Origin of the sequence: Polaromonas hydrogenivorans, assembly GCF_040105105.1 — a bacterium.
Classification (GTDB): Bacteria; Pseudomonadota; Gammaproteobacteria; order Burkholderiales; family Burkholderiaceae_C; genus Polaromonas; species Polaromonas hydrogenivorans.
Genome location: NZ_CP157675.1, coordinates 3,593,109 through 3,611,428, shown reverse-complemented (window position 1 = coordinate 3,611,428; position 18,320 = coordinate 3,593,109). Strand labels below are relative to the sequence as shown.

General features: G+C 60.1%; 17 protein-coding genes. 11 read left to right on the top strand and 6 right to left on the bottom strand.

Going from position 1 to position 18,320, the window contains the following annotated elements; genetic code table 11:
• Positions 1 to 7 precede the first annotated feature (7 nt).
• The 5 genes from ABLV49_RS17425 (at position 8) to ABLV49_RS17405 (ending at position 4,371) form a co-directional block, all read left to right on the top strand.
• Positions 8 to 823 (top strand): quinoprotein dehydrogenase-associated SoxYZ-like carrier, encoded by an 816-nt coding sequence (locus ABLV49_RS17425; RefSeq protein ID WP_349278410.1) that lies wholly within the window; start codon positions 8 to 10, stop codon positions 821 to 823.
• Positions 820 to 1,824: a quinoprotein relay system zinc metallohydrolase 1 gene (locus tag ABLV49_RS17420; protein WP_349278408.1), complete on the top strand. Its 1,005-nt coding sequence runs from the start codon at positions 820 to 822 to the stop codon at positions 1,822 to 1,824. Before ABLV49_RS17425 ends, ABLV49_RS17420 begins: the two co-directional genes overlap by 4 nt.
• Before the next feature lie 317 nt (positions 1,825 to 2,141).
• Positions 2,142 to 3,791 (top strand): PQQ-dependent methanol/ethanol family dehydrogenase, encoded by a 1,650-nt coding sequence (locus ABLV49_RS17415; RefSeq protein ID WP_432280028.1) that lies wholly within the window; start codon positions 2,142 to 2,144, stop codon positions 3,789 to 3,791.
• A gap of 5 nt (positions 3,792 to 3,796) precedes the next feature.
• Complete coding sequence (locus tag ABLV49_RS17410; protein WP_349278406.1) at positions 3,797 to 4,042, top strand: hypothetical protein; 246 nt, start codon at positions 3,797 to 3,799, stop codon at positions 4,040 to 4,042.
• On the top strand, positions 4,039 to 4,371 hold the full coding sequence (locus ABLV49_RS17405) for a c-type cytochrome (protein ID WP_349278404.1): 333 nt from the start codon (positions 4,039 to 4,041) through the stop codon (positions 4,369 to 4,371). Before ABLV49_RS17410 ends, ABLV49_RS17405 begins: the two co-directional genes overlap by 4 nt.
• Before the next feature lie 48 nt (positions 4,372 to 4,419).
• Here ABLV49_RS17405 and pqqE read toward each other — a convergent pair whose 3' ends face one another.
• The 5 genes from pqqE to pqqA form a co-directional block, all read right to left on the bottom strand.
• Positions 4,420 to 5,550 (bottom strand): pyrroloquinoline quinone biosynthesis protein PqqE, encoded by a 1,131-nt coding sequence (gene pqqE, locus ABLV49_RS17400; protein WP_349278402.1) that lies wholly within the window; start codon positions 5,548 to 5,550, stop codon positions 4,420 to 4,422.
• Positions 5,534 to 5,851, bottom strand: coding sequence for a pyrroloquinoline quinone biosynthesis peptide chaperone PqqD (gene pqqD, locus ABLV49_RS17395; protein ID WP_349278400.1), 318 nt, complete (start codon positions 5,849 to 5,851; stop codon positions 5,534 to 5,536). The genes pqqE and pqqD overlap by 17 nt, the downstream gene beginning before the upstream one ends.
• Positions 5,848 to 6,579, bottom strand: coding sequence for a pyrroloquinoline-quinone synthase PqqC (gene pqqC, locus ABLV49_RS17390; protein ID WP_349278398.1), 732 nt, complete (start codon positions 6,577 to 6,579; stop codon positions 5,848 to 5,850). The genes pqqD and pqqC overlap by 4 nt, the downstream gene beginning before the upstream one ends.
• A gap of 14 nt (positions 6,580 to 6,593) precedes the next feature.
• Positions 6,594 to 7,511, bottom strand: a complete 918-nt coding sequence (pqqB, locus tag ABLV49_RS17385; RefSeq protein ID WP_349278397.1) for a pyrroloquinoline quinone biosynthesis protein PqqB — start codon at positions 7,509 to 7,511, stop codon at positions 6,594 to 6,596.
• A gap of 83 nt (positions 7,512 to 7,594) precedes the next feature.
• Positions 7,595 to 7,669, bottom strand: coding sequence for a pyrroloquinoline quinone precursor peptide PqqA (pqqA, locus tag ABLV49_RS17380; RefSeq protein ID WP_083758078.1), 75 nt, complete (start codon positions 7,667 to 7,669; stop codon positions 7,595 to 7,597).
• Positions 7,670 to 7,771: 102 nt separating this feature from the next.
• On the opposite strand from pqqA, the gene ABLV49_RS17375 reads away from it, so the two are divergent.
• The gene (locus tag ABLV49_RS17375) at positions 7,772 to 8,869 is read left to right on the top strand and encodes an alpha/beta fold hydrolase (protein WP_349278395.1); all 1,098 of its coding nucleotides are present in this window, start codon (positions 7,772 to 7,774) and stop codon (positions 8,867 to 8,869) included.
• Positions 8,870 to 8,923: 54 nt separating this feature from the next.
• Positions 8,924 to 9,955 carry an MBL fold metallo-hydrolase gene (locus ABLV49_RS17370; RefSeq protein WP_349278393.1) on the top strand — a complete coding sequence of 344 codons (1,032 nt, stop codon included), beginning with the start codon at positions 8,924 to 8,926 and terminating at the stop codon, positions 9,953 to 9,955.
• Here the strand turns inward: ABLV49_RS17370 and ABLV49_RS17365 are convergent.
• Positions 9,932 to 11,983 carry a sigma-54-dependent Fis family transcriptional regulator gene (locus ABLV49_RS17365; RefSeq protein WP_349278391.1) on the bottom strand — a complete coding sequence of 684 codons (2,052 nt, stop codon included), beginning with the start codon at positions 11,981 to 11,983 and terminating at the stop codon, positions 9,932 to 9,934. The two genes, ABLV49_RS17370 and ABLV49_RS17365, sit on opposite strands and share 24 nt — an antisense overlap.
• A 464-nt stretch (positions 11,984 to 12,447) precedes the next feature.
• Here ABLV49_RS17365 and pedF point away from each other — a divergent pair, with 464 nt between their 5' ends.
• The 4 genes from pedF to argJ all read left to right on the top strand — a co-directional run bounded on the left by pedF (position 12,448) and on the right by argJ (position 18,318).
• A complete protein-coding gene (gene pedF / locus ABLV49_RS17360) occupies positions 12,448 to 12,885 on the top strand; it encodes a cytochrome c-550 PedF (RefSeq protein WP_349281766.1) in 438 nt (145 codons plus the stop codon).
• A gap of 75 nt (positions 12,886 to 12,960) precedes the next feature.
• On the top strand, positions 12,961 to 13,866 hold the full coding sequence (locus ABLV49_RS17355) for a substrate-binding periplasmic protein (RefSeq protein WP_349278389.1): 906 nt from the start codon (positions 12,961 to 12,963) through the stop codon (positions 13,864 to 13,866).
• A gap of 375 nt (positions 13,867 to 14,241) precedes the next feature.
• Positions 14,242 to 17,007, top strand: coding sequence for a preprotein translocase subunit SecA (gene secA, locus ABLV49_RS17350; RefSeq protein WP_349278387.1), 2,766 nt, complete (start codon positions 14,242 to 14,244; stop codon positions 17,005 to 17,007).
• Between the two features lie 69 nt (positions 17,008 to 17,076).
• Positions 17,077 to 18,318 (top strand): bifunctional glutamate N-acetyltransferase/amino-acid acetyltransferase ArgJ, encoded by a 1,242-nt coding sequence (gene argJ / locus ABLV49_RS17345; RefSeq protein ID WP_349278385.1) that lies wholly within the window; start codon positions 17,077 to 17,079, stop codon positions 18,316 to 18,318.
• Positions 18,319 to 18,320 lie beyond the last annotated feature (2 nt).

Sequence of the window (18,320 nt, the reverse complement as noted above, 5' to 3'; positions counted from 1 at the left end):
GACAACGATGACATCATGGATTGATCGACGAGCAATGCTGTTGCGCGTGGGATCGGCCGCTGCTGTTGCCGGTGGCATGCCGCTGGCGCTGTGGGCCGGGGAAGATCCCACGGGCGGCGACCCCCTGAATTCCATGCAATGGCCGACCCTGCGCAAGCAGTATTTGGGCGATGCGCCCATGCGCTTCAGCCAGGACGTGGTGGTCAAGGGCCCGGCCTTTGCCGACGATGCCATGAATGTTCCGGTGCTGATCGATGCCCGGGCCTTGTCCTCGGTGGGCGGGGGCGTCGAGCGCATCGATGTCGTGAGCGACCGCAATCCCATCCGCGAGGTGCTTTCATTCGAGCCCCTGCGCTGCCTGCCCATGCTGGCCTTTCGATTTCGCATGGAGCAGGCTTCGCCCGTGCGGGCCATGGTCAGGACACGCGATGGGCAATGGCATGTGGGAAGCGCCTGGGTGCAGGCGGCCGGGGGCGGCTGCACCGTGCCCGGCGCCACCCGGGCCGACGGTTCATGGAGCCGCACCCTGAATCAGGTCCAGATGCGGTTTTTCAGCAATGTACTGGCCGGCAGCCAGCGTTTGCGCGTGCGCATCATGCACCCCATGGACACTGGTCTGGTGGCCGGAATCCCTGCTTTTTACGTGGAAAGCCTGCAACTGATGGACGACGCCGGGCGGCTCTGGTGGCGGCTGGCCCTGCACGAACCGGTATCGGAAAATCCGCTGCTGACCTTCGAGTTGCCCGAACGCCCCAACGGCATCCTGCGGCTGGCCGGCCGCGACAACAATGGCAACCCGATTGGCGCCGAGGTGTCCGCATGAGGCGCTGGAACTGGCCCCTCATGGTCGCCGCCGTGCTTGCCATGCCCGTTGGGGCGCAGGCGCAAACGGCTGCAGGCCCGCCGCTCAAGCGTGCCGCCCTCGATATGGCGCGCCTCGACTATGCCTTGCAGCCGCGCCAGATTGCGCCCGGTGTCTGGGTGTTCGAGGGCGCCGTGGAAGACTTCAGCCCCGGCAATGGCTGCAACATCATCAACACCGGTTTTATTGTCACGGGCGAAGGGGTGATGGTCATCAACACCGGCCCCTCCCGCCTCTACGGCGAGCAGCAGCGCCGCGCCATTGAGCGCGTGACGCAAGAGCCGGTCGTGAAGGTGTTCAACCTGAACCTGCACCCGGACTACTTTTTTGGCAACCAGGCCTGGCCCGAGCTGCCTGTCCAGGCGCTGGCTGGCAGCATGGCCGGCATGCAGGCCGAGGGCCAGAATTACGCCAGCAACATGTACCGACTGTGCGGCGACTGGATGAAGGGAACCGAGCCCATGCCCGCCCGCGCTCCTGTGCTTGCGCAGGTGCTGCAACTGGGAACGCACCGGCTTGAACTGCTCCGGCTTGAAGGCCATACCGGTGATGACTTGCTGCTGATCGACCACGGCACGGGCGTGGTGTTCGCCGGCGGGCTGGTGTTTGCCGAACGGGTGCCCACCACGCCGCATGCCGATGTGAAAAGCTGGCTGCGCAGCCTCGATGCGCTCGACAAGCGGCTGAGCGGCTTTCCCCTGGCGGCGCTGGTTCCCAGCCATGGGCCGATTTACACGGACAGCCGTGGCATCGGCCAGACGCGTGACTGGCTGCTGTGGGTGTCCAGCCTGCTGGAGGACAGTGCCCGGCGCGGCCTGGATTTGAGCGAAGTCCTGCAAACGCCGGTGCCCGGGCGGTTCCAGGCCTGGGCCGCACAGCCGGCTGAATTGCAACGGACCCTTGCCCAGTGGTACCCGTTGTACGAGCAACGCGCCCTGCTGGGCGAACTGCCGGCCAAGTGATTCGTTTTTGAACAGTGTCCCATCCCGCGCTTTCCCTTTAAGAACACACCGGCTGATGCGCCTGGGCCAAAGGCCGTGAAACAGGCCGGGAACCCCGTGAAACAGGCATTTTGGCGTTGGCATAAAAGTTGCCATTCATGCTGATGAATCCGTTCGCCTTGATTGGCTGACAGGGTTCATTGCCGACCGGGCATGCGGCACGGGCGTCACCATCAACTTCAGGAAAATAGCAGGAGACACACACTGTGAAACGCACATTAATCAGTCTTTTGGTCATGGCTGCCACGGCCCACGTCGGCGCGCAGGTGACCGATGCCATGATCAGCAGCGACGCCACCAATCCGAAATCGGTATTGAGTTCGGGACTCGGCACGCAAGGTCAACGGCATTCGCCACTGACGGCCGTCAATCCCAAAACCATCAGCCGGCTGACGCCCGTATGGTCGATGTCCTTTGGCGGTGAAAAGCAGCGTGGCCAGGAGTCGCAGCCCCTTGTCTATAACGGCAAGATGTTCGTGACGGCCTCGTATTCGCGCATGTATGCGCTGGATGTCAAGACCGGCCAGAAGCTCTGGAAATACGAGCACCGGCTGCCCGAAGGCATCATGCCTTGCTGCGATGTGGTCAACCGTGGCGCCGCGCTGTACGACAACCTGGTGATCTTCGCGACTCTGGATGCCCAACTGGTGGCCCTGAACCAGGACACCGGCAAAGTGGCGTGGAAAGAAAAAATCGACGACTACAGCGCGGGCTACAGTGCCACTGCGGCACCGCTGATTGCGGAGGGCTTGCTGTTGACGGGTGTGTCGGGCGGTGAATTCGGCGTGGTGGGTCGCGTAGAAGCCCGCGATCCCAAGACCGGCAAACTGGTCTGGTCCCGCCCCACGGTCGAAGGCCACATGGGTTTCCTGAACGGCAAGGAAAACGGCATCAGCGGCACGACCAACGCCACCTGGCCCGGCGAAACCTGGAAAACCGGCGGCGCCTCCACCTGGATGGGCGGCACCTACGATGCCAAGACCGGCCTGGCCTATTTCGGCACCGGCAACCCGGGTCCGTGGAACAGCCATGTGCGCAAGGGCGACAACCTGTATTCCTCGTCCACCGTGGCGATTGACGTCAAGACCGGAAAAATCGTCTGGAGTTATCAAAACACCCCCAATGACGCCTGGGACTTTGACGGCTCCAACGAGTTCGTGACCTTCGACATGGACGGCAAGCGCATGGGCGCAAAGGCCGACCGCAATGGCTTTTTCTATGTGATTGACGCCACCACCGGCAAGCTGGGCAATGCGTTCCCGTTTGTCAATAAGATCACCTGGGCCACCGACATCGATCTGAAAACCGGCCGTCCCAACTTCGTGCCCGACAACCGGCCAGGCGACCCGACTGCACCCGGCGGTGAAGGCACCAAGGGCAAGTCGGTGTTTTCCGCACCCGCCTTCCTGGGCGCAAAGAACCAGATGCCGATGGCCTACAGCCCTCTGACCAAGCTGTTCTATGTGCCGACGAACGAGTGGGGCATGGAAATCTGGAACGAACCCATTACCTATAAAAAGGGCGGTGCCTACCTCGGCGCGGGTTTCACGATCAAGCCATTGTTTGAAGACCATATCGGCTCATTGCGCGCCATCAACCCCAAGACCGGCAAGGTCGCCTGGGAAGTCAAGAACACCGCGCCGCTCTGGGGTGGTGTGCTGACGACGGCAGGCAACCTGGTTTTCTGGGGAACGCCTGAAGGCTTCCTGAAGGCAGCTGACGCCACGACTGGCAAAGTAGTCTGGGAATTCCAGACCGGCTCCGGCGTGGTGGCTCCTCCGATCACCTGGATGCAGGACGGCGAGCAATACGTCAGCGTGGTTTCAGGCTGGGGCGGCGCCGTGCCGCTGTGGGGTGGCGAAGTGGCCAAGAAGGTCAACTTCCTTGAGCAGGGCGGCTCCGTCTGGACCTTCAAGCTGATGAAGTAAAGCTCTTGAAAAGGGTGGCCGCCCTGGCGGCCGCCCTTTTCCCGTCATGCCGCAGCGGGTGTGATGCAGCCGAAAAGGCAAATCTGGTAGTCCCGATTCCGCTGTTTCAGCGTATTTTTGATACCAAAAAGGCGATTTGCGCAATACCCACCTGCGCAGCTAGCTATCTTATTTATAGCAAACTGAAAGACAGCTTTATTGAAGCCATTTTTAGTTTTTCTTCATCTTTACCAAACGGAGTCAGCGTATGAAACTCAACATCCTTTCCTGTGCATTTGTGCTGGCAGCCTCAGGCATGAACGGCGTTCATGCTGAAGATACCGCAGCCATGACCGACTTTGTTCGTGGCAACGGCTGTTTTTCATGCCATTCCGCCACCGAAAAAATCGTTGGCCCCTCTTTTCAGAGCATCAGCAGCAAATACGCTGGTGACAAGGACGCCGTCCCCACCCTGGTTCAAAGCATCAAGAACGGCTCGACCGGCAAATGGGGTTCGCGCGTTGCCATGCCGCCGCATCAAAACATCAGCAATGAAGATTTGACCAAGCTGGCCAAATGGGTGCTTTCCCAGAAACCTTGAATTTGCGGGTTTGGGCCATGCTCCAATGCCGGAGCATCGGCATCAGGCTCAGTCTTGCGGATGCAGCGCCCGTGATTCGCTGTCGCTGCGAAACACAATCGGCGTGATCCGGTGCTCGGGCGCCCTGCGAACCAGTTCCACCACCTTGGCATGGTGCGGCGATTTGCTGCACACCGGGTCGGCCTGGGCGGCATCGCCGGTAATCAAAAAGGCCTGGCAGCGGCAGCCGCCGAAATCCTTGTGGCGCTCGTCGCAACTGCTGCAGGGCGGTTTCATCCACTTGTCACCCCGGTAGGCGTTAAAGGCCTGGCTGCGTGCCCAGATATCGGCCAGGGGCTGGTCCTGCACACGCGGCAGCTTCAGGCCGGGCAGGTCGCGGGCGTTGTGGCAGGGCAGGGCGGTGCCGTCGGGGGCGATGGCCAGAAAGACCGCGCCCCAGCCATTCATGCAGGCCTTGGGGCGCTCTTCAAAATAGTCGGGCACCACGAACAGCACGCGGCAGCGCGGGTTGGGTTGCGCGCGGTAGCGGTTGACCACGGCTTCGGCTTCGATCAACTGCTCGTGCGTCGGCATCAGGTGGTCGCGGTTGGTCCAGGCCCAGCCGTAGTACTGGGTGTTGGCCAGTTCCAGGAATTCGGCTTCCAGCGCCTCGGCCATCTCGATGATCTTGCCGACATGCGGCAGGTTGTGGCGGTGCAGCACACAGTTCATGACCATGGGCCAGTCGTGCTGCTTGATCAGCCGGGCAACCTTTTGCTTGAGTTCAAAGGTTTTGGTGTGGCTCAGGAAATCGTTGAGTTCCTTGGTGGAATCCTGGAAAGACAGCTGGACATGGTCCAGCCCGGCGTCCTTGAGCTTTCGGGCGCGGGTTTCAGTGAGCCCGACGCCGGAGGTGATGAGGTTGGTGTAGAAGCCCAGGTGACGCGCTTCCTGCACCAACTCTTCGAGGTCGTCCCTGAGCATCGGCTCGCCACCGGAAAAGCCCAGTTGGGCGGCGCCCAGGGCGCGCGCCTGGCGCATCACGTCCACCCACTGCGCGGTGCTCATTTCCTCCTGCAGGCGGGCGTATTGGGTCGGGTTGTAGCAAAACACGCAGTGCAGCGGGCAGCGGTAGGTCAGTTCCGCCAGCAGCCACAAAGGCGGGGAGACAAGCGGGGAAATTTCAGACGATCCAGCCACGGCGGACTCCTTCCTGAAGCAAGTCCTTGACCTGCGGGCCAATGCCCTGGACGGAAAAAAGCGCTTCCAGCTCGGCGGCAATGCCGTCCGCGCTGAGCTGGCCGTTGCAGCGGCGCAGGATTTCGGCGGAGCTGTCGTTGAGCTTGACCATGCCTTCGGGGTAGAGCAACACCCAGGCGGTTTGCACCGGCTCGTACTGCAGGCGGTACAGGCGCGACAACCGTGGATGGGCGGGCAACTCCACGGCCTTGGGGGGCATCGGTAGGGCGGCGCTTGCCGCAGGGAGGCCAGGGGCGTTCATACGCAGGCTTTCTCGATGCCGTCGAGCATGCTCCACAGGATGTCGAGCTTGAACTGCAGGATGTCCAGCGCCCTGTGCTGCGCCTGGCGGGTGGTGAAATGGGTGATCGTGACCGCCAGCCCGTGTTCCACATCGCGGCTTGCCAGCGGAATACGGCTGCGGAAATAAGTCAGGCCTTCGGGCTCGATCCAGCCGTAATGCAAAGGCCAGCTGGCAAGCCGGTCCTTGTGGATCTGGGGCGCGAACATCTCGGTCAGCGATGAGCACACGGCTTCCTGCCACGGTGCTTTCGCGGCGAAATTCACGTAGGCATCGCAGGCGAATCGCACCGCCGGCGCCACGCCCTGCAACGACCACAACTCCTCACGCGACAGGCCGACCGCCAGGCCCAGCTGGGTCCAGGCTTCCATGCCGCCAGCGGCGCAGCCCTGGTAGTCGCCGTAGCCGTCATGGTCCAGAATGCGTTCCACCCACAGTCGGCGGTGCGCCCGGTCAGGCATGTTGGCCAGAATCGCCGCGTCCTTGCGCGGAATGCACAACTGGTAATAAAAACGGTTGGCCACCCAGCAACGGATTTCGTCCGCGGTGCAGCCGCCCCTGTTCATCCGTACATTGAAGGGATGGTGAATGTGATAGGCCGTGCCTTTGGCGCGCAGCTGCCGTTCAAACTCGGCAGGGCTCCAGGCTGATCTGCTGGCGTCAAAGCAGGGTGATTGGGCTATTTCCATGATGTTGTCGCTTCCTAAAACACGATGTCCATGCCGTCGAACGCGACTTCAATGCCATGCGTGGTCAGCAGGGCACGCTCCGGGGAGTCTTCGCGCAGGATGGGGTTGGTGTTGTTGATGTGGATGAGGATTTTGCGGGTCGCGGCCGGCAGGGTGTCGAGCTGGGCAATCATGCCCTGCGGTCCGCTTTGCGGCAAATGCCCCATCTCGGCGGCGCTTTTTTTCGACAGGCCCAGGCGCTGCATTTCGTCTTCGGTCCAGAAGGTGCCGTCCACCAGCACCACGCTGCACTGGGCCATCAGGTCCAGCAGCGCGGGCGTCATTTCCCCCAGGCCGGGCGCGTAAAACACGCGTTGCCCGGTGGCCGGGTTCTTCAGCAGCAAACCAATGTTGTCGCCCGGTCGCGGACAATTCCGGAAAGGCGAATAAGGCGGCGGCTTGGAGGACAAAAGAACAGGCCGTATCGCCATGCCCGGCAGCTCGGGCACTGCCATGAAATCGCCATCCAGACGCAGGGGAGTCGGCGTGACGCCGCAGTAATGCGACAGAATCCGGGTGATGGGAAAGCCTTCGGTCACGTCGCCAAGCACCTCGGGCGTTGCCAGCAGCGGCAAGGGGCTTTGCCGCTCGCGAAGCATCAGCAGGCCGGTGACATGGTCGATCTGGGCGTCCATCAGCAACACGGCGGCAATGCCGCTGTCGCGCTGGGCGCGTGCGGGCTGCAGCTCGGGGGTCGCCCGAATCTGGGCCAGTACATCCGGCGAAGCGTTGACCAGCAGCCAGTCAGTGCCATCGACGGTCACGGCAATGGACGACTGCGTTCTGGCCTGGGCCCGAATGCTGCCTCTGCGCAAACCGTCGCAGTTGGGGCAGTTGCAATTCCACTGGGGAAAGCCGCCTCCGGCGGAGGAACCTAAAACTCGAATGCGCATTGTGCTGATCCAGGCTGTTCAGGGGATAAAAAAAGCGCACGGGCGTGCAAACACCGGTGCGCTTGGTCCAGACTTGCTGAAACTCAGCGGTTGGCGATGTACATGGTGATTTCAAAGCCGAAGCGCATGTCGGTAAAAGAAGGTGTTGTCCATTGCATAGTCGGTGTCTCCTGGTAGTTGGCATGAAATATGTCTGCCATCTTGTAGCCGCTGTTGCTTCCACAAGCTGCACACCCAGAAAATAGAGCAATATCAATGCCATGCTAAAGCCCCTTCCGCCACACACGGCTCGCCTGCTGGGCCGCAGCCCTTCCCTTGACTGGCCGGGGCCTGCCTGGGTGAGCACCGCACGCCACAGTCGCATGGCCTACCGCCGGCTTGGACCGGCCACGGGCGAGCCCTGGCTGGTGCTGCATGGCGGACCGGGCAGCGGCAGCCAGCCCGACCTGATGCAGGCCTTTCAGCCGGGCAGGCATCAAGTCATCGTGCCTGATCAGCGTGGTGCCGGGCTGTCTTGCCCGCGCGGGCGTAGCGCAGGCAACCATACCGATCAACTGGTTGCCGACCTGGAATGTTTGCGCCTGAAACTGGGGATTGAACGCTGGAGTTTGCTGGCCGGCTCCTGGGGATGCGTGCTGGCGCTGCGCTATGCCGCACGCTACCCGCAACGGGTGACGCGGCTGGTCTTGCGCGGCGCTTTTGGCTTGCGCCTGGCGGAAATTCGCGGCCTCCTGCATCCCCACCCCATCAGGGAAAGTACCGTGGCACGGCATCCTGATTGGCCACGCGGCCCGCTCAGCGGCATGCCCCGCGTGCTGGCCCAATTGGAGCAGGTGTTGCAAGTTGGAGCACCCCGGACTGCAACATTGCACCTCATCCGTTGCTGGGGTCTGCTGGAGCAAGGTGCCGCCTTGCATGGCATGTGGCGAAGCCTGGTTCACGCTGCCATCTTGAGGGACCGGCTGCTGGCCTCGGAGATTCGCCGGAACTGGGCACAGCTCAGGCGCAAGCGGCGACAGGCTGAAGCCGGCGTGGATCGGCCAGGTATCCGCCCTGCAGACCGGCGTGGCTGGCAAAAATTCAGAATTCAGTCCCATTACCTGCGTCACAAGGGATTCCTGCACCCCGGCGACCTGGACCGTGCCGTCAGCATGCTCGCAAGGCACGGCCTGCCCAGCGACTGGATCCATGGTCAATTCGACGCGGTGTGCCCGCCAGGCAACAGCCGGCAGTGGATCGGGCAGTCACAAGGTCTGGAGCCTGGCGTGGCTCGCGGACATTGGCCTGTCGCCGGGCACCTGGCCGGGGAGCCCGCCATGCGCGCGGCGCTGCGACGCGTTGTACAAAGCCCGCGTTGAATGTCATGAGCATTCGTTGCTGCGCCTGCGGTCTGGCGAGTTGAGGCGGCCACCATGGCGCTGATGCTAAAAATGCGCTGGCTGTGCTGGGTGTTATGCCTGTGGAGCGCTGCACAAGTTGCTCGGGCAGCCACACCAGACTGCACACAAGCCACGTCTGTAGCCTGGCAGGCCGTGGCCCCAGGCGTGTGGATCTGGCTGCCTGAACGCATTGACGAAATTTCCCCGGACAACCAGGGGCATGTGCTGCCCATCAGCGCGGTAGTGGACGCAGGCGAGGCCCTGGTGGTGGACCCCGGACCCAGTCATCAGCATGGCCTGCGCGTGAGACGCTCGCTGGCCTGCCAGTTGGGTGCCCGGGTGCGCTGGGTCGTCAACACCCATGCGCATGCTGAAAGCGTGCTTGGCAATTCCGCCTTTGCTGATTTGCAGGCCCTGGGCCTGCTGGAGATCGTTGCGACCGCAGGCACCCGTGAAGCCATGCAGCGCAGGTGCGAGCAATGCCTGTTGTACCTGACCAGCATCGTCGGTGCCGAGGCCATGCAGGGCACCCATATTTCCTTGCCCAACCGCATAACGAGCGAAGGCGAGACACTGGCAGTGGGCCGAATCCGGCTGCAGGTGATGCAGGTCCGCAATGCCCATACCGAAAGCGACTTGCTGCTCTGGGAGCCGAAGCACCGTGTCATGTGGGCCGGCGGTTTGCTCTACGAAGGTCGTATTCCCGAACTCGCACAAGGCAGCCTGAACGGCTGGCTGCATGCCTTGCCACGCTTGAAGGAACTGCGTCCGGCGCTGGTCGTGGGCGCCGCAGTGTCGGTTGCGCCAGATGCCGGCTCCTTGCCACCGGCCTTAGAGGCCACTGGCCAGTATTTGCAGGCATTGCGCATGCGCGTGCTGCAGGCGATGGATGCCGGCCTGGACGGCAGCGACACCCGGTCAATTCAATTGCCGGAATTTTCCGGCTGGGCAGGCTACAGGCAGCGCCACGGCTTCAATGTCCAGCGCGCATGGCGAGAGCTGGAGCCGCAATGGCTCGATGCCACCGGCCCCGCCAGCCTCTCAGTTCCAGACGTCGGGCGGTAGCTGTTCCTTGCGGCGGTACACCGTGTTGCGGGACACGCCCAGCGCCTTGGCCGCCGCCGACACATTGCCCTTGTGGTGTTGCAGCATCTTGGTCATGGCCACCAGGGCCACATCTTGCAGCCGCTGTCCATCGGTATCGCCTGGCACGTTCGGCAGTGCATTTTCCGGGGCGGCAGCAGAAGAAGGTGAAGGTTGCGCGACCGCTTGCAGCACATGTTCATGCTCTTCGAGAAAATCGTCGGGCAAGTGGTTGCGCTGTATCACGCCTTCGCAGCCGACCATGACCACTGCCGTGCGCAACAGGTTGTGCAACTGCCTGAAGTTTCCAGGCCATTGGTGCGTATGGAACAGGGTCATCACATCGGCCGAAATGCCAATCTGGGGGCCGTTTTCGCACAAGCTTTTCAGGATTTTCTGCATGACGACTTCAAAGTCGGTGCGATGGCGCAAGGCGGGCAGCCGAACCACCAGGCCATTGAGGCGATAGTAAAGATCCTCGCGAAATTCTCCCCGGACGATCATTTCCTTCAGGTTCTTGTTGGTGGCGCAAATCACGGCCACGTCAACCTCCACCTCCTTGCCTGCGCCCAGAGGACTGACTTTTTTGTCTTGCAGCACGCGCAGCAAGCGTGCCTGCAGGTGCCTGGGCATATCGCCAATCTCATCGAGAAAAAGCGTACCGCCGTTGGCTTGCTGGATTTTTCCGGTGGCACCTTTTTTCTTGGCTCCGGTAAAAGCGCCTTCTTCGTAGCCGAATAATTCTGATTCGATCAGCGTCTCGGGAATGGAGGCGCAGTTGACTGACACGAAAGGGTGGCCGGCCCGGTCGGAATCGCCGTGAATGGCCTGGGCCAGCAAGTCCTTGCCAGTCCCGGTTTCTCCCAGGATCATGATCGGAATGTCACGGCCACGCACCATGCTCAGTTTCTGGATGACGGTGGCTACCTGGGGGTCGCCGGTGTTCAGGTAGTGCAAAGTGGAGAGTTGCACTTTGCGCGCAGGGCTGAAGCCTGTTTCCGCTGCTGGGGCCATGCCTGCATAATTTTTAGCTTCTGGTGGTTTGAACGGGTTGCTCGCTGCCGTGTTGATCGCTTGTCCGTCCGACCACAGGCTCAACGGTTTCATTTTAATTCTGCACCAGACCGACACCCCGTTGTGCAGAACAAACTGCTGAGGTTTGGTCAGGGCATTGCCACGCAGTTCATGGAGCCTGGAGATGGGGATGTCAAACAGGGAAGAAAAAGTATGACCCTTCAGCGCATTGAAGGACATGCCCAGCTGAAACTGGGCGCTGCGGTTGGCGGACAGGAAGCGTCCCTCGTGCGAGAAAACGGCGATGCCTTCAACCAGGGTGCCCAGAAATTCGGAGCGTGTGTGAAAGTGAATGCGAACTGCCGTCGGGAAAATGTCGGCGAACATGTGGTTCTCGATCATCTGAACCGACATGCGCACCAAAGCCATGGTGTGCTGGTGAAAATTTCGCTGATCCCCCGTCACATCCAGTGCACCAATGATCTGGCCGTAAGGATCAAAAACAGGGGCGCATGAACACGTCAGAAACTGGTTGGCGTGCATGAAATGCTCGGAGCCGTGTATGGTCACCGGCAGTTCTTCTGTCAAGGCCGTGCCAATGGCGTTGGTTCCCTTGCTTTTTTCGGACCAGCTCACGCCTGGCACCAACGCCACCTGCATCGCCTTTTCCAGGAAATCCAGGTCGCCCAGCGAGTGCAGCACCAAACCGTTCGACGCGGTCAGCAGCACCATGTTGTGGGTGTTGGCAATTTGTTCATGAAGGGTTTCCATGACGGGCATGGCATGCTCCAGCAGGAACTTGTTTTCATCCAGCCCCTGGGCCAGTCTGGCCGGGCTTTGGGGTGAAAAATCAGGTATGTCGTCGCGGTCTATGCCATAAGCTTTAGACCGCGTATGCGATTCCATGATCAGATTGGGATGGTCAAGCTCATGAACTTCCTGGTCTGGCGAGTGCACCGGGCGACCCGCCATCGGGGTATACATCACTGTTCTCATCGTGTCTCCAAATCGCTTTGTTTACAACCCATTCACTGCCCTTGTATCTGTACAAGTCAGTCCTGACTTCGGTCAGGCCCTGATGCAAGCTTGATGTTTTTATTCTTCCCGATTTTGTACCCTTTCAACTTGATGCTCAACAAAAACAAATGAGTCAATCTGCTGTAAGTCAGTGACTTATAAGGGAAAACCCTTGTTTTTGGAGGGTGTCGGGACTCGCCGGCTACTCAAAAATTGAACAACCTGAGTCAAACTGACACACATGGATGAGTCTGGTTGATCGGCCTCGATGAAACTGTCATAGTAAAGCTCAAACCTGACAAGGCTGGCGCATTTATTGCTGCCACTGCCAGTAACTTTCACTACTGAGGAGACATGCCATGCAAACTTCAACTGGCGTATTCACCCGTCGCCTGGGTGCGATGTCCCACCACATACGCACCCTCTGTTCAGCCGTTTTGCTGATGGCCACATGCCTGCTAACCGGTACGGCCATGGCGCACGGCGATGTCGTGCCCCAATCAGTCAACACCACGACCCTGCCGCAACTGGGCGAAAAGTGGCTGCCAGCCAACCCTTATAGCGAAGGGCCTGCTAACAAGGAGGCACTGCGCATTGGAACCTCGGCCTACAACCAGAATTGCGCGCGCTGCCATGGTCTTGAAGCCATATCCGGTGGCATCGCCCCCAATCTGCGAAAAATTGATGGGGATTGCATGGGTTTGGCGGATGCAGCCAAAAAAATGGCCTGTTATAAAGAAACGGATGAGTTTTTTCTGGGCACCGTTCGGCGTGGCCGGGTGCGTGACGGCCGCGTGTACATGCCGCCCTTTGAGGGTATCCTGAACCAGGAAGCCATCTGGGCGATCAAGACTTACCTGGAAACACGTCGCGAGCCCTGAAATTCCGGGCCACCTCTGGGAACCTTCCCATCGAAGCTGTAGCATTTACGCCTCATCCCCCAGGAAACAATCCGTATGCCTATCCCTTTTTTTCCTGAAAACAAGCACTTTCCGATGGGGAATCCCAAGGTTCAACGTCGCACGCTGGCCGTGTTGCTGCCCCTGATACTGGGGTGGTCGGTTGTTTGTGCGCAAACCGAACTGAGCGATCTGGCCAAAATTCAGGCCAGCGGCGTATTGAAAGTGGGTGTGTACAAGAACAATGCGCCGTTTTCGGATGGCCCTGTGACGGACATGAAAGGGCTGGACATCGACATTGCCAAGGCCTTGGCCAAGCAGCTGCAGCTCAAACTCACACTGCTGCCTTTTGACGCTGGCGAGAACATGGGCGACGACCTGCGCAACATGGTCTGGCGCGGTCATTACCTGGGCTATGGTCCTGCCGATGTCATGATGCATGTGCCGGTGGACAAATACCTGGCGCAGCAAAACCGGCAGGTTTTTATATTCGCCCCCTATATGCGGCAAACGCAGGTGCTGTTGCATGACACGGCGGTGTTGCCTGTGGTCAGTGGTCCTGAAGACCTGAAAGGCTTCAAGCTGGCCGCCGAGCGTGGCACCGGAACTGCCAGTGTGCTGATGGCGCACAATGCGGGCATGTTGATGTCTCAGGTCGCTCTTTACAGCACGGGCGTGGAAGCAGCAAAGGCGGTTATCGATGGAAAAGCAGCAGGCGCCTTTGTGATGCGTTCGCAGGCCGAATCCATGCTGTCGCAGAGTCAGTCCCGGCCAGCCCATTGGTCAATGAGTCCGCTGCCGCTTTATGGCGTTCCCGAAAACGGCTGGCCGTTGGGAATGGCCGTCAAGGCAGACTACAAAGACCTGGCTCAGGCCATGCAAAAGGCGATGCAGGAATTGCGCAGCAGTGGCGAACTGCTGGCCATCTTTAAAAGCAATGGCATGACGCTGACCTCGCCTTGATCGCTGGCGCCGGTAAAAGCAGGCTGGATCCAAGCCAAATAGCAGGCGATTGAGCTAAAGCGGAATCACCCTGACTGCCCATCACGGCGTTCAAGGCGCCCAGCGGCTTTTTGCTACTGAATTCATAGCTTCTTGCGCAGGCCACGCCTGCGCAAGAAGCCTAGTTGATGCTAAAAAGTCGTTTGCTGGTTAAAACGGGTTCGCTCTAGCGGGCTGTTTCAGGTGAAAAGGCGACTGTCATTTTCGCCGCGCTAAAATCAATGGTTTGCGCACAGTTGAACTAAGCTGCCAGCGCCCACACCTAAGTTCCGTACTCAATAAGGGATTTTGGCCGCATTGCCAGCTCAGGGGAGCAGACAAGGCGGCTTCGCATTTATGGCTTCCAATATCCTGACCAAAATTTTCGGCAGCCGCAACGACCGGCTGCTCAAAACCTACCGTAAAACTGTAGACCAAATCAATGCGCTGGAAACCCAGTATGAAAAGCTGGACGACGACCAGTTGCGCGCTAAAACGCAGGAGTTCAAGGATCGGGTAGCCGCTGGCGAAACACTCGACGCTCTGCTTCCCGAGGCCTTTGCCGTCGTGCGCGAAGGCAGCAAGCGCATCATGAAGATGCGTCACTTCGACGTTCAGATGCTGGGCGGCATGTCGCTGCACAACGGCAAGATTTCAGAAATGCGCACGGGTGAAGGCAAGACCCTGACCGCAACGCTGCCGGTGTACCTCAATGCCTTGACCGGCAAGGGCGTGCATGTGGTCACGGTCAATGATTACCTGGCCAGTCGTGACGCCCGCTGGATGGGCAAGCTGTACAACTTTCTCGGCATGAGCGTCGGCATCAACCTGCCGAACATGTCGCGCGAGGAAAAGCAGGCAGCCTACAACGCCGACATCACCTACGGCACCAACAACGAGTTTGGTTTTGATTACCTGCGCGACAACATGGTGTACGAAGTAGGCGACCGGGTGCAGCGCGGCCTGAACTTCGCCATCGTCGATGAGGTGGACTCGATCCTGATTGACGAGGCGCGCACGCCGCTGATCATCAGCGGCCAGGCCGAAGACCACACCGAGATGTACCTGGCGATCAACAAGGTCGTGCCCTTGCTGACGCGCCAGGAGGGCGAAGCAGATCCGCGAACCGGCGAGGGCGTTACAACACCCGGCGACTACACCATCGATGAAAAAACGCACCAGGTGTTTTTGACCGAGCAGGGCCATGAAAGCGCCGAGCGCATCCTGTTCGAGATGGGCCTGATTCCCGAAGGCGCCACGCTGTACGACCCGGCCAACATTTCGCTGATGCATCATTTGTATGCAGCCCTGCGTGGCAATCTGCTGTACCACCGCGACCAGCACTACGTGGTGCAAGAAGGCGAAGTCGTGATTGTGGACGAGTTCACAGGTCGCCTGATGTCGGGCCGCCGCTGGAGCGATGGCCTGCACCAGGCGGTTGAAGCCAAGGAAGGCGTGCAGATCCAGGCTGAAAACCAGACCCTGGCTTCGATCACCTTCCAGAACTATTTCCGCCTCTACAAGAAGCTGTCCGGCATGACCGGAACCGCTGACACCGAAGCCTATGAATTCCAGGAAATCTACGGACTGGAGACCACCGTGATTCCACCCAACCGGGTGAGCAAACGCGATGACCAGTTGGACCGCGTGTACAAAACCACACGCGAGAAATACGAAGCGGCGATCAAGGACATTCGCGAGTGTTATGAGCGCGGCCAGCCGGTGCTGGTCGGAACGACTTCCATCGAAAATTCCGAAATCATCGACCAGTTGCTGATCAAGGAAAACCTGCCGCACCAGGTGCTGAACGCCAAGCAGCATGCCAGAGAGGCCGACATCGTCGCGCAGGCGGGCCGCCTGAAGATGATCACCATCGCCACCAACATGGCCGGACGCGGTACCGACATCGTGCTGGGCGGCAATGTTGAAAAACTGATTGAAGCAGTGGAGGCGGACGAGTCCCTCGATACCGTTGCCAAGGAAGCCGAAATCGCGCGCTTGCAGACCCAGTGCAAGCAGGAAAACGAGCAGGTCAAAACACTGGGCGGTTTGCGCATCATTGCCACCGAGCGCCACGAGTCGCGCCGTATTGACAACCAGTTGCGTGGCCGTTCGGGTCGCCAGGGTGATCCGGGTTCTTCACGCTTTTACCTGAGCCTGGACGACCCGCTGATGCGTATTTTCGCGGGTGACCGGGTCAGGTCCATCATGGAGCGGCTGAAGATGCCCGATGGCGAGGCGATTGAAGCCGGCATTGTCACGCGTAGCATTGAATCGGCGCAGCGCAAGGTCGAGGCGCGCAATTTCGACATCCGCAAGCAGCTTCTTGAATACGATGACGTGTCTAACGATCAGCGCAAGGTGATTTACCAGCAGCGCAATGACATCATGGATGCCAGCGATCTCCAGCCGCAAATTGCCTCATTGCGTGAGGGCTGCTTCGCTGACCTGACGCGGCAGTATGTGCCCGTGGAAAGCGTCGAGGAACAATGGGATGTGGCCGGGCTTGAAAAAACGCTCCGTGACGAGTGGCACATCGAGCTGGCCTTGCGCCAGGAAATCGAATCCGCCACGGCGATCACGGATGAGGAAGTGCTTGAAAAAGTCAGTGCTGCCGCCGAGGCGGCATTTGCCGACAAGCTGGAAAAGATCGGCAAGGAAAATTTCACCCAGTTCGAGCGTGTGGTGCTGCTCCAAAGCATTGACAGCCACTGGCGTGAACACCTGAGTGCCCTGGACTATTTGCGCCAGGGCATTCATCTGCGTGGCTATGCCCAGAAGCAACCCAAGCAGGAATACAAGCGCGAAGCGTTTGAGTTGTTTGGCCAGCTTCTCGACAGTGTGAAGAACGAAGTCACCAAAACGCTGATGACGGTCCAGGTTCAGTCGGGCGAACAACTCGACCAGGCGGCCGAAGCCCTCGAAAGCCGGGCCGAAAACATCACCAACGTGACCTACACCGCACCCACTGAAACGGGTGAAGTGGAAACGACGGTCGATGAAGCCTCGCAGCGGCGTCAGCAGGCTATTTCCGGTTCGGCTATGCCGCGCGTTGGCCGCAATGATGCGTGCCCCTGTGGTTCGGGTAAAAAATACAAGCTCTGCCACGGCAAGCTGACCTGACCCGCAACGCGGTCTGGTCATTTCATGGGCGCCATTGGCGTCCTAACCCTTTTTTCTGGAGTCAAGTCCATGCCTGTGAACCTGCTTGCCACGCCCGCCGCTGATCTCTACCCCGTGCCCGGTGTGCGCTGGGGCATTGCTGAAGCGGGTATTCGCAAAGCCAACCGCAAAGACCTCGCCGTGCTGCTGCTCGACGAAGGTGCTTCGGTGGGCGCTGTTTTTACCCAAAACAGGTTTTGCGCCGCCCCGGTGCAAATCTGCCGCGCGCATCTGGCTGCAAATTCTGGCCAGAACCACGGCATCCGCGCCATGCTGATCAACACTGGCAATGCCAATGCGGGCACCGGCCACGATGGCTTGATGCGTGCACAGTCCACCTGCATTGAACTGGCTCGCGCCCTGAATCTTTCGCCTGAGCAGATACTGCCGTTTTCTACCGGCGTCATCATGGAGCCTTTGCCCCATGACCGTATTGCGGCAGGGCTTCCTGCGGCGCTGGCCGATGCCAAAGCCGACAACTGGGCCAACGCTGCCGAAGCCATCATGACCACCGACACGGTGCCCAAGGCGTTTTCGACCCGCATCACGCTGGGCGGCGCTACTGTCACTATCACCGGCATCAGCAAGGGCGCGGGCATGATCCGCCCCAACATGGCGACGATGCTGGGCTTCCTGGCCACCGATGCCTGCGTGTCACAGGGGTTGATGGCACAACTGGCCAAGGAACTGGCTGATGCCTCCTTTAACCGCATCACGATTGACGGCGATACCTCCACCAATGATTCGTTTGTGGTCATTGCTAGCAACCAGGCCGCGCACACGCCAGTCACCTCGCTGGACAGCCCGGACGGCCAGGCCCTGCGCACGGCCATGATGGGCATCGCGCAACAACTGGCGCAGGCCATTGTTCGTGACGGTGAAGGCGCCACCAAGTTCATGACCATTCGGGTCGAGGGTGGAAAAACCGGCGAGGAGTGCCGCCAGGTGGGCTATGCCATCGCTCATTCGCCGCTGGTCAAGACGGCATTTTTTGCCAGCGACCCCAACCTGGGCCGGATTCTGGCGGCCGTGGGTTATGCCGGCATTGCCGACCTGGACCAGACGCGGATTGATCTGTACCTGGATGACGTGCTGGTGGCTAAAAATGGCGGCCGGCATGTGGACTACGTCGAAGCCGACGGCCAGCGGGTGATGAAGCAAAGCGAGATCACCGTGCGCGTCGTGCTGGGCCGGGGCGAAGCGGTTGACACCGTCTGGACCTGCGACCTGTCGTATGAATATGTCAAGATCAACGCAGATTACCGCAGCTAAAC